The sequence below is a fragment of the Cupriavidus sp. OV096 genome, assembly GCF_900115455.1.
Classification (GTDB): domain Bacteria; phylum Pseudomonadota; class Gammaproteobacteria; order Burkholderiales; family Burkholderiaceae; genus Cupriavidus.
On record NZ_FOWM01000002.1, the window covers coordinates 405,779 to 419,355 of the forward strand.

14 protein-coding genes are annotated in these 13,577 nt (G+C 66.7%); 11 read left to right on the forward strand and 3 right to left on the reverse strand.

The window, feature by feature from the left end:
* Nucleotides 1-3 precede the first annotated feature (3 nt).
* Nucleotides 4-663, forward strand: coding sequence for a LysE family transporter (locus BM115_RS05850; protein ID WP_092291582.1), 660 nt, complete (start codon nt 4-6; stop codon nt 661-663).
* Nucleotides 664-906: 243 nt separating this feature from the next.
* Here the strand turns inward: BM115_RS05850 and BM115_RS05855 are convergent, their stop codons facing one another.
* Together BM115_RS05855 and BM115_RS05860 are read right to left on the reverse strand one after the other, a co-directional pair.
* Nucleotides 907-2,454, reverse strand: coding sequence for a YifB family Mg chelatase-like AAA ATPase (locus BM115_RS05855; RefSeq protein ID WP_092291584.1), 1,548 nt, complete (start codon nt 2,452-2,454; stop codon nt 907-909).
* Nucleotides 2,455-2,557: 103 nt separating this feature from the next.
* The gene (locus tag BM115_RS05860; protein ID WP_092291586.1) at nt 2,558-2,836 is read right to left on the reverse strand and encodes an accessory factor UbiK family protein; all 279 of its coding nucleotides are present in this window, start codon (nt 2,834-2,836) and stop codon (nt 2,558-2,560) included.
* 547 nt (nt 2,837-3,383) lie between these two features.
* On the opposite strand from BM115_RS05860, the gene BM115_RS05865 reads away from it, so the two are divergent.
* The 10 genes from BM115_RS05865 (at nt 3,384) to bfr (ending at nt 12,584) form a co-directional block, all read left to right on the forward strand.
* On the forward strand, nt 3,384-4,193 hold the full coding sequence (locus BM115_RS05865) for a TorF family putative porin (protein ID WP_092291588.1): 810 nt from the start codon (nt 3,384-3,386) through the stop codon (nt 4,191-4,193).
* Between the two features lie 55 nt (nt 4,194-4,248).
* The gene (locus BM115_RS05870) at nt 4,249-4,587 is read left to right on the forward strand and encodes a P-II family nitrogen regulator (RefSeq protein ID WP_092291590.1); all 339 of its coding nucleotides are present in this window, start codon (nt 4,249-4,251) and stop codon (nt 4,585-4,587) included.
* Nucleotides 4,588-4,623: 36 nt separating this feature from the next.
* Entirely contained in the window at nt 4,624-6,162 is a 1,539-nt protein-coding gene (locus BM115_RS05875) for an ammonium transporter (protein WP_092291593.1), read from the forward strand.
* A gap of 423 nt (nt 6,163-6,585) precedes the next feature.
* On the forward strand, nt 6,586-7,881 hold the full coding sequence (gene gshA, locus BM115_RS05880) for a glutamate--cysteine ligase (protein ID WP_092292113.1): 1,296 nt from the start codon (nt 6,586-6,588) through the stop codon (nt 7,879-7,881).
* Nucleotides 7,882-7,902: 21 nt separating this feature from the next.
* The gene (gene gshB, locus BM115_RS05885; RefSeq protein WP_092291595.1) at nt 7,903-8,850 is read left to right on the forward strand and encodes a glutathione synthase; all 948 of its coding nucleotides are present in this window, start codon (nt 7,903-7,905) and stop codon (nt 8,848-8,850) included.
* A 109-nt stretch (nt 8,851-8,959) separates the two neighbouring features.
* The gene (locus BM115_RS05890; protein WP_092291597.1) at nt 8,960-9,415 is read left to right on the forward strand and encodes a PTS sugar transporter subunit IIA; all 456 of its coding nucleotides are present in this window, start codon (nt 8,960-8,962) and stop codon (nt 9,413-9,415) included.
* Nucleotides 9,384-9,653 carry an HPr family phosphocarrier protein gene (locus tag BM115_RS05895; protein WP_092292115.1) on the forward strand — a complete coding sequence of 90 codons (270 nt, stop codon included), beginning with the start codon at nt 9,384-9,386 and terminating at the stop codon, nt 9,651-9,653. The genes BM115_RS05890 and BM115_RS05895 overlap by 32 nt, the downstream gene beginning before the upstream one ends.
* Nucleotides 9,654-9,702: 49 nt before the next feature.
* Complete coding sequence (gene ptsP, locus BM115_RS05900; protein WP_092291599.1) at nt 9,703-11,460, forward strand: phosphoenolpyruvate--protein phosphotransferase; 1,758 nt, start codon at nt 9,703-9,705, stop codon at nt 11,458-11,460.
* Nucleotides 11,461-11,699: 239 nt separating this feature from the next.
* The gene (locus tag BM115_RS05905) at nt 11,700-12,005 is read left to right on the forward strand and encodes a (2Fe-2S)-binding protein (RefSeq protein WP_092291601.1); all 306 of its coding nucleotides are present in this window, start codon (nt 11,700-11,702) and stop codon (nt 12,003-12,005) included.
* A gap of 99 nt (nt 12,006-12,104) precedes the next feature.
* On the forward strand, nt 12,105-12,584 hold the full coding sequence (gene bfr / locus BM115_RS05910; protein ID WP_092291603.1) for a bacterioferritin: 480 nt from the start codon (nt 12,105-12,107) through the stop codon (nt 12,582-12,584).
* Between the two features lie 187 nt (nt 12,585-12,771).
* Here bfr and BM115_RS05915 read toward each other — a convergent pair whose 3' ends face one another.
* The gene (locus BM115_RS05915; protein ID WP_092291605.1) at nt 12,772-13,524 is read right to left on the reverse strand and encodes a HesA/MoeB/ThiF family protein; all 753 of its coding nucleotides are present in this window, start codon (nt 13,522-13,524) and stop codon (nt 12,772-12,774) included.
* Nucleotides 13,525-13,577 lie beyond the last annotated feature (53 nt).

A 13,577-nucleotide genomic window follows, 5' to 3' on the forward strand; every position in this document is an offset into this window, starting at 1 on the left:
AAGATGCGTTGGGAAGTGTGGCTGGCGTATTTCGCCGCGTGCTGGGTGATCGCGATTTCGCCGGGGTCGGGCGCCGTGCTGTCGATGAGCCACGGGCTCTCGTACGGGCTGAAGAAGACAACGACGACGATCATGGGCCTGCAAACGGGCCTGGTGATCATCCTGCTGATCGCGGGCGGCGGGCTGGGCGCGCTGCTGCTGGCCTCCGAAGAGGCGTTCGTGGTGGTCAAGACCATCGGCGCGGCCTACCTGATCTACCTCGGCATCCAGCAATGGCGGGCCAAGGTCGAGTCGCAGCGGGAAGGCAATGTTGATGGCGAGGGCGCCCCGGGCCGCGCGCGCGTCGCCGTGATGAGCCGCCGCCGCCGGTTCGCCACGGGTCTGCTGACCAACGTGACGAACCCAAAGGGGATCATCTTCATGGTGGCCGTGCTGCCGCAGTTCATCGACCCGACCCATCCGCTCGGCCCGCAGCTCGCCATCCTGGCCGCGACGATGTGCGGCGTGGATCTGGTCGTCATGCACGGCTACGCGCTGTTGGCCTCGCGCATGCAGGGCCTGTTCCGCAACGCCCGCGCGGTGCGCTGGCAGAACCGCTTCTTCGGCGGCGTGCTGGTGGCCGTGGGCACGGCGCTGTTCTTCGTGCGCCGGCATCCGGCCTGAAGTCGCAGCAAGATGGTCGCGATCCGGCTGGCGCCTGCCGGCCGGGTTTGCTTCAATGGGGAGAGACCGTTGCCGGAGATCCCCGATGCCTGCTGTACTGCGTTCTGCCCTGATCGCCCAGAGCGCCCTGAGCGCCCTGACTGCCGCGCACCGGGAGCCCCCTCCCGAGCCCCCGCCGCCCGGCCACCCGCCTGACCTGCCCCCAATCGAGGAGCCGCCGCCCCCGCCGGTGGAACCCCCGGTCTAACCCGCCCGCAACGCGCGCCGGTACTGGATGGCTTCCGCCACATGCGCGGCGGTCAGTACCGCCGCGTCTTCCAGGTCCGCGATCGTCCGGGCCACTTTCAGCACCCGGAAATACGCCCGCGCCGACCAGCCCAGCTTCTGCATCGCCCCGCGCAGCAACGCCTGCGCGTCGGCCGCCAGCGGGCAGTGATCGTCGATGGCGCGCCCGGACAACTCCCCATTCGGCATGCCTTGCCGCCCCAGCTGCCGCGCCCGCGCTGCCACGGCCCGTGCGCGAACCGCCGCGCTGCCCTCGCCGGGCGGGCCATCGAAAATCTCCTGCTGGCTTTGCGCCGGCACCTCGATCTGCAGGTCCACGCGGTCCAGCAGGGGCCCGGACACCTTCGACTGGTAACGCTGGATCTGGTCCGGCGTGCAGCGGCACGGCCGCGACGGGTGGCCGAGGTAGCCGCACGGGCACGGGTTCATCGCCGCCACGAACTGGAAGCGCGCGGGGAAGTCCGACTGGCCCGCCGCGCGCGAAATGGTGATGTGGCCGGTCTCCAGCGGCTCGCGCAGGACTTCGAGCACGCGGCGCTCGAACTCTGGCAATTCGTCGAGAAACAGCACGCCGTGATGGGCCAGCGAGATCTCCCCGGGACGCGGATTGCCGCCGCCGCCGACCAGTGCCGGCGCGCTGGCCGTGTGGTGCGGGCTGCGGAACGGGCGCCGGCCCCATTGCGCCGGCTGGAAGCCGCCCGGCGTCAGGCTCAGCACGGCGGCGGCTTCGAGCGCCTCGGCAGCCGTCATCGGCGGTAGCAATCCGGCGAATCGTTGCGCGAGCATCGACTTGCCGGTGCCGGGCGGCCCCACCAGCAGGGCGGAATGCTGGCCCGCCGCCGCGATCTCCATCGCCCGCCGCGCCTGTAGCTGGCCGCGCACGTCGCGCATGTCCGGACCGATATTGACGCCATCGGGCCATGCGGCCAGCCCCGGCGGCTCGGCGCGCGGCAGGCGCCGGTCGGGCAGGGGGCCGAGGTGGTCGCAGACATCGCGCAGGGTGGCGCCCGCGTGGACGGTCAGGCCATCGACCAGCGCGGCTTCGGGGCCGTTGCCGTCGGCGACGATAAAGGCGCGCGCCGGCTGGCCCTGGGCGGTGCGGCGGGCGTTGTCGCGGGCGAGCCCCATCGCCATGACCAGCGCGCCGCGCACCGGGCGCAGGTCGCCGGCCAGCGACAGCTCGCCCGCAAATTCGCAGGCATCGAGCCCGTCCCCCGGCAGCTGGCCGCTCGCCACGAGGATGCCCAGCGCGATGGCCAGATCGAAGCGACCGGACTCCTTGGGCAGGTCGGCCGGGGCGAGGTTGACGGTGATGCGCCGGGCTGGAAACTCGTAGGCGCTGTTGAGCAAGGCGGCACGCACGCGCTCGCGGCTCTCGCGCACCTCGGTGTCGGCTAGTCCGACGATATTGAACGCGGGCAGCCCGTTGGCGATGTGGATCTCCACGGCCACCGGCGGCGCCTCCACCCCGGTCAGCGCCCGGCTGCGCAGCACGGCGAGACTCATGGTGCGGGCCGCTCCCGATTTGCGAAAGTGTTAACGAAAAAGGCCGCCGGAGTCCGGCGGCCTTTCTGGCCTGCTGAGGTGGCGCTGGATCGGCGCCGGGGCGTCATACCCCTGCCGTCGGCGCGCCGCCCTGGGGCGCTGCCCCCGGCGTGGCGCGGCGCTCAAGCTCGGTCACGCGGGCTTCCAGCTCCTCGAGCCGGGCGCGCGTGCGGGCCAGCACCTGCGACTGCACGTCGAATTCCTCGCGCGTGACCAGGTCCAGGCGCGCAAAGCCCTGCGTCATCATGCTGCGCACGTTTTTCTCGATGTCCTTGGCCGGCGAGTTGCGCAGCGCCTCACTGACCTTCTGCTGCAGGTCGTTGAACAGATCGGTCGGTTTCATGGTGGAACTCCTCGTGGTGACCAATGCAATGGATTCGGGGTCCGCTGCGCTGCTATCCGCACTCCCGCACCGGAATGGTGCTGACGGACCCGGCGAGCGCCGGGATCGACGCATGCCGGTGCACCCGACTGGGGCGCGGTGCGTCCTGGCACCCATCTTGTGTCCGTCATGCGTCCGCCGGCCGCCTTCGCGCCTGGGGGATCGCGCCAAGCGCGCAGCACTTGACCCTGTATGGGCGGATTATGACCCCTCGGCGCCCGCCATGAAAGCGCCGGCAAGGCCCGGACACATCTTTTAACGGATTCGGCGGGGGCGAAATGTCTGCTTCGATCGTCGACAAAGTGGTGTGTCGGGCGCCCGCGAACGATCCGGAAGCCCCCCAGGACGATGCACCGCAGGCGGGGAATCGGGCTGGCACGGCTGTTGCAGTAATCGGCTCAGGAGCGTCAATGCCCGAGGCAGCGGAAAAAGCCGCCCGGGCACAAACAAAGGTAGCAAACACCTCAAATCGAGCCCGCGAAGACCACAAGGAAAAGGAGAAACCCCGATGAAGACGTTCAGCCTCGCAGTCAGCGCCAGCGCCGCCGCACTTCTGCTGGCAGCCGCCCCGGTCATGGCGCAGACCGCCCCGGCCGAGCCGGCCCCGGCCGCCGCCCCGGCTGCAGCCCCCGCCGAGGAAGCATCGCCGCATACCTTCACGGCGAACGTCTCGCTGGTCAGCGACTACCGCTATCGCGGTATCAGCCAGACCAACCGCCGTCCGGCCATTCAGGGTGGGTTCGATTACGCGCATTCGAGCGGCTTCTATGTCGGCAACTGGAACTCGAGCATCAGCTGGCTCGAAGACGCCGACTCGACGGTCTCGGCGCCCGTGGAAATGGACTTCTACGGCGGCTTCAAGAACACCTTCAGCGCCGGCGGCGCCGATTTCAACTATGACGTGGGCGTGCTCGAGTACTACTACCCGGGCGGCTACAACACCCCGCGCCCCTACACCACCGAGCTGTACGCCGGCATTGGCTGGGGCCCGGTCTTCCTGAAGTATTCGCACTCGCTGACCAACCTGTTCGGGTTCAACGACTCGAAGAACAGCTACTACATCGACCTGACGGCCAACGTGCCGCTGAATTTCTGGGACCTGACCTTCAACGCCCACGTGGGCTACCAGGGCGTGAAGAATTTCAGCGATGCGTCGTACACCGACTGGAAGGTCGGTCTGACCAAGGACCTGGGCAAGGGTTTCGCGGTGGCGATTGCGTACGTGGACACCAACGCCGACAAGGCCGTGTACACCAACACGCGCGGTCGCTACCTGGGCAAGTCGACGTTCTGGGCGTCGCTCACCAAGACTTTCTAATTAGTGCATCGAGGCGGGCGGCCTGCCAGACCGGGTCGCCCCGAGGAGAAATGGGATGAAACTCATCATTGCAGTCATCAAGCCGTTCAAGCTGGACGAGGTGCGCGAGGCGCTCTCGGACGTCGGCGTGTCCGGTATCACCGTGACCGAAGTCAAGGGGTTTGGCCGCCAGAAGGGCCATACCGAGCTGTACCGGGGCGCCGAGTACATCGTGGACTTCCTGCCCAAGGTGAAGATCGAGGTGGCGGTGCCGGACGACGTGGTGGAACGCGCCATCGAGGCCATCGAGAAGTCGGCCCGCACCGGCAAGATTGGCGACGGCAAGATCTTTATCGCGCCGATCGAACAAGTCATTCGCATCCGCACCGGCGAGACCGGCGGCGACGCGCTCTGACACGAGATAAAAGACACGAGACAAGAGGTTAAGCTCATGACAACCTGGTTCAAGCGAATCCTGACGGCCGGCGCGATGTCGCTGGCGCTCGGCACGGCCGGCCTCGGCCTGTCCACCCATGCCGTGGCGCAGGACAAGCCCGCCGCCGAGGCTTCGGCCCCGGCAGCGGCCACCGCCGCTGCCCCCGCTGCCGCCGCCCCGGCTGCCGCGGCCCCTGCCGCCGCCGCTGCTGCGCCGGCCGAGGCTGCCCCCGCCGCCGCGCCCGTGCCGAACAAGGGCGATACCGCCTGGCTGCTGGTCTGCACGGCCTTCGTCATCCTGATGACGCTGCCCGGCCTGGCCCTGTTCTACGGCGGCCTGGTCCGCTCCAAGAACATGCTCTCGGTGCTGATGCAGTGCCTGGTGATCTTCTCGGTGGTGTCGATCCTGTGGGCCGTCTACGGCTACAGCTTCGCCTTCACCGAAGGCAACGCCTTCTTCGGCGGCACGGACCGGCTGTTCATGAAGGGCCTGACGGTGGACGCCGTGGCCGCCACGTTCAGCAAGGGCGTGGTCGTGCCGGAACTGGTGTTCTTCGCCTTCCAGTGCGCCTTCGCCGCCATCACCTGCAGCCTGATCATCGGCGCCTTCGCCGAGCGCGCCAAGTTCTCGGCCGTGCTGGTGTTCGTGGTGCTCTGGTTCACCTTCGCCTACATCCCGATGGCCCACATGGTCTGGTTCTGGCCGGGTCCGGACGCCTACACCGACGCCGCTGCCGGCACCGCCGCCACGGCCAAGTCGGGCTGGCTGTTCCAGAAGGGCGCGCTGGACTACGCCGGCGGTACCGTGGTGCACATCAACGCCGCTGTCGCGGGCCTGGTGGGTGCCTTCATGTACGGCAAGCGCATCGGCTTCGGCCGCGAAGCGATCCGTCCGCACAGCCTGACCTTCACCATGGTCGGTGCCTCGCTGCTGTGGTTCGGCTGGTTCGGCTTCAACGCCGGCTCGGGCCTGGAAGCCAACGGCGGCGCCGCCCTGGCCTTCGTCAACACGCTGCTGGCTACCGCCGCCGCCGTGCTGTCGTGGACCTTCGGCGAGTGGATCGGCAAGGGCAAGCCGTCGATGCTGGGTGGTGCCTCGGGCGCCGTCGCCGGCCTCGTGGCGATCACCCCGGCAGCCGGCTTCGTCGGCCCGATGGGCGCCATCGTGATCGGCCTGCTGGCTGGCCTGCTGTGCCTGTGGGGTGTGACCGGCCTGAAGCGCCTGCTCGGCATGGACGACTCGCTGGACGTCTTCGGCGTGCACGGTGTGGGCGGCATCCTGGGTGCGCTGCTGACCGGCGTGTTCGCCGCGCCCAGCCTGGGCGGCACGGGCATCTACGACTACGTGGCCAACAAGGTGGCGGACGATTACTCGATCGCCGGCCAGGTTTGGATCCAGTTCGAAGGCGTGCTGACCACCATCGTGTGGTCGGGCGTGGTGGCCCTGGTGGCCTACAAGCTGGTCGACATGCTGATTGGTCTGCGCGTTCCGGAAGAGGAAGAGCGCGAAGGCCTGGACATCACCTCCCACGGCGAAACCGCCTACGAGGTCTGATATCCACGACAGAGTTGTGCTGGAGAGCTGATTGGGAATCTTCTCTCAGGAGTTTCGCCCGGCCTCGTGCCGGGCTTTTTTCTGCCCGAAAGCCGCCCGAACGGGCGCAGGGCCAGCCCCGACAAGGCCTCGCGGGGTATTCGCAGAGTGCTTAAATCGGATCTTAAAAAGTCTCAATTGTCTTTAAGGGGAGCCGCACATACAGTGCGAGTGAGGCAGTTTCCTCCACCTGCAGAACGCTCCCCGTATCTGTCAGGCCATTTGAAAGCGCGGCACACGCCGCGCTTTTTTTTTGCCCGACCGCCCCCACATCCCGGATTATTATGCTGACCGCCGCATATGGTTATACGGCGGGCGTCAGCAGCCTATTGGCCGTTCCTCTACAATCGGGGCGGACAATAAAGACGATCAATTAGGATGGATATGGTCCCGCATCTCATCACCGCGCTGAACGGTCCGCTGCTCGAACTCGAAAAGAAGATCCTGGACGCGACGCCGTCCATCGAGCGCTGGTTCAGGCTGGAATGGCAGGAGCATACGCCGCCGTTCTACTGTTCCGTGGACCTGCGCAATGCCGGGTTCAAGCTGGCGCCGGTGGATACCAACCTGTTCCCGGGCGGGTTCAACAACCTCGCCCCGGAAATGCTGCCGCTGGCCGTCCAGGCCGCCATGGCCGCGATCGAGAAGATCTGCCCGGACGCCAAGAACCTGCTGCTGATCCCCGAGCGGCACACCCGCAACATGTTCTATCTGCAGAACGTGGCGCGGCTGTCGCTGATCATGCGCCAGGCGGGCCTGAATGTGCGCCTGGGGTCGCTGTCCGAGGACATCACCGAACCCACCCCGATCGAGCTGCCCGACGGCCAGACGCTGGTGGTGGAGCCGCTCGCGCGGCTGGGCACCAAGGGCCGCCGGCTGGGGCTGAAGGACTTCGACCCCTGTTCGATCCTGCTCAACAATGACCTCTCGGCCGGCATTCCGCCCGTGCTCGAGAACATCAACGAACAATATCTGCTGCCGCCGCTGCACGCGGGCTGGTCCACGCGCCGCAAGAGCAGCCACTTCGCCGCCTACGACGAGGTGGCCAAGAAGTTCGCCAAGCTGATTGATATCGACCCGTGGATGGTCAATCCCTACTTCGCCCGGACCACTGGCGTGGACTTCCACGAGCGCGTGGGCGAGGAAGAGTTGGCCGATGCCGTGGAAGGCGTGCTGAAGAAGATCGCCAAGAAATACCGCGAGTACGGCATCAAGGAAACGCCTTACGTGGTGGTGAAGGCCGATGCCGGTACCTATGGCATGGGTATCATGACCGTGCGGGACCCGTCCGAGGTCAAGGGCCTGAACCGCAAGGAACGCAACAAGATGAGCGTGGTGAAGGAGGGGCTGGAAGTCTCCGACGTCATCATCCAGGAAGGCGTGCACACCTTCGAGAAGGTGAACGAGGCGGTGGCCGAGCCGGTGGTCTATATGATCGACCGCTACGTGGTGGGCGGCTTCTACCGCGTCCACACGGGCCGCGGCAACGACGAGAACCTGAACGCGCCGGGCATGCACTTCGTGCCGCTGGCGTTTGCCCCGAACGGCATTCCGGACAGCCACGCCAAGCCGGGCGCGGCCGTGCCGAACCGCTTCTATATGTATGGCGTGGTGGCGCGGCTGGCGCTGCTGGCGGCCTCGCTGGAACTCGAGAAGACCGATCCGAACCCGATCATCTGAGCCAGGAACCCAGATCCCACCATGCGCATCCTGTTCATTACCGACCCGCTGGAGACCTTCAAGACGTACAAGGACTCCACCTACGCCATGATGAAGGAAGCGGCGGCGCGGGGGCACGAGCTGTCGTTCTGCCTCCAGTCGCGGCTGTCGCTGGCCAATAACGTGGTGGAGGCGGTGACGCAGCCGCTGCGCGTCACGGACGATGCCACCGACTGGTTCCGCCTCGGCGAGCCGGTGCTGACCCCGCTGGCCACGTTCGACGCGGTGCTGATGCGCAAGGATCCGCCGTTCGACATGGAGTATGTGACTAGTACGTGGCTTTTGGAGCTGGCCGAGGCGCAGGGTGCCCGCATCTTCAACAAGCCGCAGGCGATTCGCGACCACTCGGAGAAGCTGGCCATCGCCCGCTACCCGCAGTTCGTCACGCCGACGCTGGTCACGCGCGATGCGGACCGCATCCGCGCCTTCCATGCCGAGCACCAGGACATCATCGTCAAGCCGCTGGACGGCATGGGTGGCATGGGCATCTTCCGCGTGGGGCCCGATGCGATGAATCTTGGCGCGATCGTCGAGACGCTGGGCGACAACGGCGCCCGCACGCTGATGATCCAGCGCTACATCCCGGCCATCAAGGAAGGCGACAAGCGCATCCTGCTGATCGGCGGCAAGGCGGTGCCGTACTCGCTGGCGCGGATTCCGCAGGGCACCGAGATCCGGGGCAACCTGGCGGCCGGCGGGCTGGGGCGCGCCCAGGAACTGAGCGCGCGCGACCGCGAGATCGCCGAGACGCTGGCGCCGGGCCTGTTCAAGCAGGGCCTGCTGCTGGTGGGCCTCGACGTGATCGGCGACTGCCTGACTGAAGTCAATGTGACGAGCCCGACCTGTTTCCAGGAAATCACGCAGCAGACCGGCTTCAACGTGGCCGCGATGTTTGTCGATGCGCTGGAAGCTGCCGTCAACAACAAATAAGACAACCGGGCGACGCTAAGGCACCACACTCCGGGGACGCCGGGCGGTATCGCGGGATTTGGCCGCGAGGCCGCCTGCTACAATTCGGGCAGTCCAACGGATTCACATCATGGCCGGAATTCTGATCATCGCGCACGCGCCGCTGGCTTCGGCGCTGCGGGATTGCGCTGCCCACGTCTATTGCGGCCAACCGCCGCGCGTGGAGGCCATCGACGTCCTTCCCGACGCCGACCCTGCCGTGGTGCTCGCCGAAGCCCGGCGCCGCCTGGCCGCGGTCTCCGAGGTCAACGGCGCCCTGGTGCTCACCGATATTTTCGGGGCCACGCCGGCCAATATCGCCGCGCGCCTGGCCGATCCCGGCAAGGTCAAGGTGCTTGCCGGCGTCAATCTTCCCATGCTCGTGCGCGCGATCTGCTACCGCACCGAGGTGCTCGACCAGCTTGCCACCAAGGCGCTGGCCGGCGGCGCGCAGGGCGTGCTGCAGGTCGGCAACACCACTGTCCAGAACCAAACCGCCAATCATCCCGACAAATATGCTGCTGAGGGACACAACCATCATCAATAAGCTCGGGCTCCATGCCCGCGCCTCCGCCAAACTGACGCAACTGGCGGGGAGTTTCGCCAGCCAGGTCAAAATGTCCCGCAACGGTCGCCAGGTCGATGCCAAAAGCATCATGGGCGTCATGATGCTTGCGGCGGGCATTGGTTCGACGGTCACGATCGAGACCGATGGCCCCGACGAGAACGAGGCGATGGACGCGCTGCTGGCGCTGATCGCCAACCGGTTCGGCGAGGGCGAGTGAGTATCGACGCACAATACCGAATTCCTAAACGTTCCTGACGGAGCGGTTCATGCCTTTTGCCTTGCACGGCATTCCGGTTTCGCGTGGGGTCGCCATCGGGCGGGCCCACATCCTCGCACCGGCTGCGCTCGACGTTTCGCACTATCTGGTCGATGAAGACCGGCTCGATGCGGAGGTGGAGCGATTACGTTCGGCGCGCGCCGCCGTGCGCGCGGAACTGGTGACGCTCAAGCGTGACCTGCCGCGCGACGCGCCCGAGGAAATGGGCGCGTTCCTGGACGTGCACGCGATGATCCTCGACGACGAGGCGCTCTCGCGCGAGCCCGAGGCCCTGATCCGCCAGCGGCGCTACAACGCCGAGTGGGCGCTCACCACCCGCCTCGAGGAACTGATGCGTCAGTTTGACGAGATCGAGGACGAGTACCTGCGTGAGCGCAAGGCCGACATCCAGCAGGTGGTGGAGCGGATCCTGAAGGTGCTGGCCGGCGCGCCGGTGCTGGCCCCGGCGCCCGTGCCGGCCCTGGCCCCGGACGGCGAGCCCGCGCCGGGCGTGATCGTCGTGGCGCATGACATCGGCCCGGCGGACATGCTCCAGTTCCGCCAGACCGTGTTCCATGGCTTCGTGACCGACCTGGGCGGGCGCACCTCGCACACGGCCATCGTCGCGCGCAGCCTGGACATCCCGGCCGCCGTGGGCGTGAAAAGCGCCAGCGAGCTGATCCGCCAGGACGACTGGATCATCATCGATGGCGACGCGGGGCTGGTCATCGTCGATCCGTCGGCAATCATCCTCGAGGAATACCGCCACCGCCAGAGCGAGCGCGCGCTGGAGAAGAAGCGCCTGCAACGGCTGCGCCACACGCCGTCCGTGACGCTGGACGGGCTCGAGATCGAGTTGCTGGCCAATATCGAACTGGCCGAGGACGCCACCGCCGCGCTGGCCGCCGGCGCAGTCGGCGTGGGGCTGTTCCGCTCCGAATTCCTGTTCATGAACCGGCGCGACGCCATGCCCGACGAGGAGGAGCAGTTTGCCGCCTACCGTCGCGCGGTGGAGGCGATGCACGGCCTCCCCGTGACCATCCGCACCATCGACGTCGGCGCCGACAAGCCGCTGGACCTGCGTGGCGACGACTTCGAGACCGCACTGAACCCGGCGCTCGGGCTGCGCGCGATTCGCTGGTCGCTGTCCGAGCCGGGGATGTTCCTGACCCAGCTCCGCGCGCTGCTGCGCGCCTCGGCGTTCGGCCCGGTGCGGCTGCTGATTCCGATGCTGGCCCACGCGAGCGAGATCGACCAGACGCTGGACCTGATCGCCCAGGCGCGGCGCCAACTCGACGAGCGCGGCCAGCCATACGACCCGAGCATGAAGGTCGGGGCGATGATCGAGATCCCGGCTGCCGTCCTGCTGTTGCCGCTGTTCCTCAAGCGGATGGACTTCCTGTCGATCGGCACGAACGACCTGATCCAGTACACGCTGGCCATCGACCGCGCCGACAACGCCGTGGCCCACCTCTATGACCCGCTCCACCCGGCCGTGCTGCAACTGATTGCCCGCACCATCCAGGAAGCCAACCGGGCCGGCGTGCCCGTGGCCGTGTGCGGCGAGATGGCGGGGGACCCGGCCATGACGCGGCTCCTGCTGGGCATGGGCCTGCGCGAGTTCTCCATGCACCCGGCGCAGTTGCTGCGCGTGAAGCAGGAAGTGATCCATGCTGACTGCGAGAGCCTGGGGCCGCTGGTGGACCGCGTGCTCAACTGCTACGAGCCCGAGGAACTGGCGGCGGCGCTGAAGCAGATCGCGCCCTGAGGCACATCCTCCCAAGTCTCATACAACCCTCTGATTCTTAGGGTTTCTGTCTGCAATGTTGGCGAAGCCGGGGTCACTTTCCTGTCGGAAAAGTGACCCCGAAAGTCCATGCTTATCGCCTGTGTGACGCCATACCCCCAAAGCGATTAATGGGAATTGTTATCATTCTGCTTCTCTGATATTCTGGCCTCCATCGCTGTTCGGCATGCCGGTGCCGACACCGCCCCCAGGAGGTATTTGTGTACGTTTGCATCTGCAACCAGGTTACCGACCACGAGATTCATGGCGCCGTTCACCTTGGCGTCTCGACCATGGACGAACTCGCCGAGACCCTCGGCGTGGGCACCTGCTGCGGCCGTTGCCGCGACTGCGCGAAGCAAGTGCTGTGCGAAGGCGTGGCCGCCGTGCAGACGATGCGTGCCTCCTCGCTGTCGACCATTCAGGTCGTCGAGATTTCTTCCTGTTCCACGACTACGTCACGTGCGATAATGGACGCTCGTGACCCGGCAGTCGCGAACGATCAGCGTACCGCGCTGGTGGCCTGATCGATTCAGGCTTTACCGCGGTTCCGACTGCAATGGGGCGCCACTTGGCGCCCCTTCGTGCTTTTGCGCGGGTCCGGTTGTCATGACAGGAGCCCCCCTATGAAAGGTGACAAGAAGGTCATCCAGCATTTGAACGCCCAGCTCAAGAACGAGCTGACCGCGATCAACCAGTATTTCCTCCACGCCCGCATGTATCGGCACTGGGGCCTGAAGAAGCTCGGTGATGTCGAGTACAAGGAATCGATCGGCGAAATGAAGCACGCCGACCGCCTGATCGACCGCATCCTGATGCTTGACGGCCTGCCGAACCTCCAGGACCTGCACAAGCTGCTGCTCGGCGAAGACACGCCCGAAATGCTCAAGTGCGACCTGAAGCTCGAGCAGACCGCGCACGCCACCGTCAAGGAAGGCGTTGCGTACTGCGAGTCGGTGGGCGATTACGTGAGCCGCGAGATCCTCGTGGACATCCTCACGGACACCGAGGAACACATCGAATACCTGGAGACGCAGCTCGACCTGATCGACAAGGTTGGCCTGCAGAACTATCTGCAGTCGCAGATGGAGCCGGGCGAGCAGTAAGCCGCCGGCCCACCGCGCGGTGCCTGGCGGCATCGCGCATCCGTGCGGGACGGGTTATTAACCGTTCTCATTCGGATTCTTTTCTTCATCCAGCATTTCCGGCAGCACATCGCGCCAATCAGGCGAACCGGCGGGGAGGGGGCTCCACCGCCGGGATCGCCGGGTCGATGGCCCGCTAGCGCTTTCGTTAGTGGTGCCCGCCGCAGACCTCGCAGGCCGGCGTGCGCGCCAGCCGCATCGTGGTCCACTCCATCGACATTGCATTGACCATCAGCAGCCGGCCGGCCAGCGTCTGGCCGACGCCCGTCAGCAGCTTGAGCGCCTCCGCCGCCTGCACCGTGCCGACCATGCCGACCAGCGGGGCGAACACGCCCATCGTCGCGCAGGCGGCTTCGGGGGCGGGTTCCGAGGGCGGGAACAGGCAGCCGTAGCACGGGGCATCGGCATCGCGCAGGTCGAACACGCTGACCTGGCCGTCGAAGCGCAGCGCGGCACCCGACACCAGCGGCTTGCGATGGGCGAGGCAGGCGCGGTTCACCGCGTGCCGTGTGGCGAAATTGTCACAACAATCGAGCACGACATCGGCAGCAGCCACCAGCGCATCCAGCTCGGCATCGCCCACGCGCTGGGCCACGAGCCGCACATCGACATCAGGATTGATCCGCAGCAGCCCTTCCCGCGCCGACTCCACCTTGGGCCGGCCCACGTTGGCCGTGGTGTGAAGGATCTGGCGCTGGAGGTTGGTCAGGTCCACGTCGTCATCGTCGACGATGGTGATGCGCCCCACGCCGGCCGAGGCCAGGTAGGGCAGCGCGGCCGCCCCGAGCCCGCCCGCGCCGATCACCAGCGCATGGCCCGCCAGCAGCCGTTCCTGGCCCTCGATGCCGAGTTCGTCCAGCAGGATATGGCGCGAGTAGCGCAGCAGTTGGTCGTCGTTCATGTGCGAAAGCATCCGCTAGAAACAAGAACGGCCCGCCGGTGAACACCGCGGGC

Coding starts and splice junctions, on each gene's coding strand:
- BM115_RS05875 (WP_092291593.1), top strand. CDS start 4,624: ATGACAACCTGGTTCAAGCGAATCCTGACGGCCGGCGCGATGTCGCTG.
- BM115_RS05895 (WP_092292115.1), top strand. CDS start 9,384: ATGCTGCTGAGGGACACAACCATCATCAATAAGCTCGGGCTCCATGCC.
- gshA (WP_092292113.1), top strand. CDS start 6,586: ATGGTCCCGCATCTCATCACCGCGCTGAACGGTCCGCTGCTCGAACTC.
- ptsP (WP_092291599.1), top strand. CDS start 9,703: ATGCCTTTTGCCTTGCACGGCATTCCGGTTTCGCGTGGGGTCGCCATC.
- BM115_RS05915 (WP_092291605.1), bottom strand. CDS start 13,524: ATGAACGACGACCAACTGCTGCGCTACTCGCGCCATATCCTGCTGGAC.
- BM115_RS05890 (WP_092291597.1), top strand. CDS start 8,960: ATGGCCGGAATTCTGATCATCGCGCACGCGCCGCTGGCTTCGGCGCTG.
- BM115_RS05855 (WP_092291584.1), bottom strand. CDS start 2,454: ATGAGTCTCGCCGTGCTGCGCAGCCGGGCGCTGACCGGGGTGGAGGCG.
- BM115_RS05850 (WP_092291582.1), top strand. CDS start 4: ATGCGTTGGGAAGTGTGGCTGGCGTATTTCGCCGCGTGCTGGGTGATC.
- bfr (WP_092291603.1), top strand. CDS start 12,105: ATGAAAGGTGACAAGAAGGTCATCCAGCATTTGAACGCCCAGCTCAAG.
- gshB (WP_092291595.1), top strand. CDS start 7,903: ATGCGCATCCTGTTCATTACCGACCCGCTGGAGACCTTCAAGACGTAC.
- BM115_RS05870 (WP_092291590.1), top strand. CDS start 4,249: ATGAAACTCATCATTGCAGTCATCAAGCCGTTCAAGCTGGACGAGGTG.
- BM115_RS05865 (WP_092291588.1), top strand. CDS start 3,384: ATGAAGACGTTCAGCCTCGCAGTCAGCGCCAGCGCCGCCGCACTTCTG.
- BM115_RS05860 (WP_092291586.1), bottom strand. CDS start 2,836: ATGAAACCGACCGATCTGTTCAACGACCTGCAGCAGAAGGTCAGTGAG.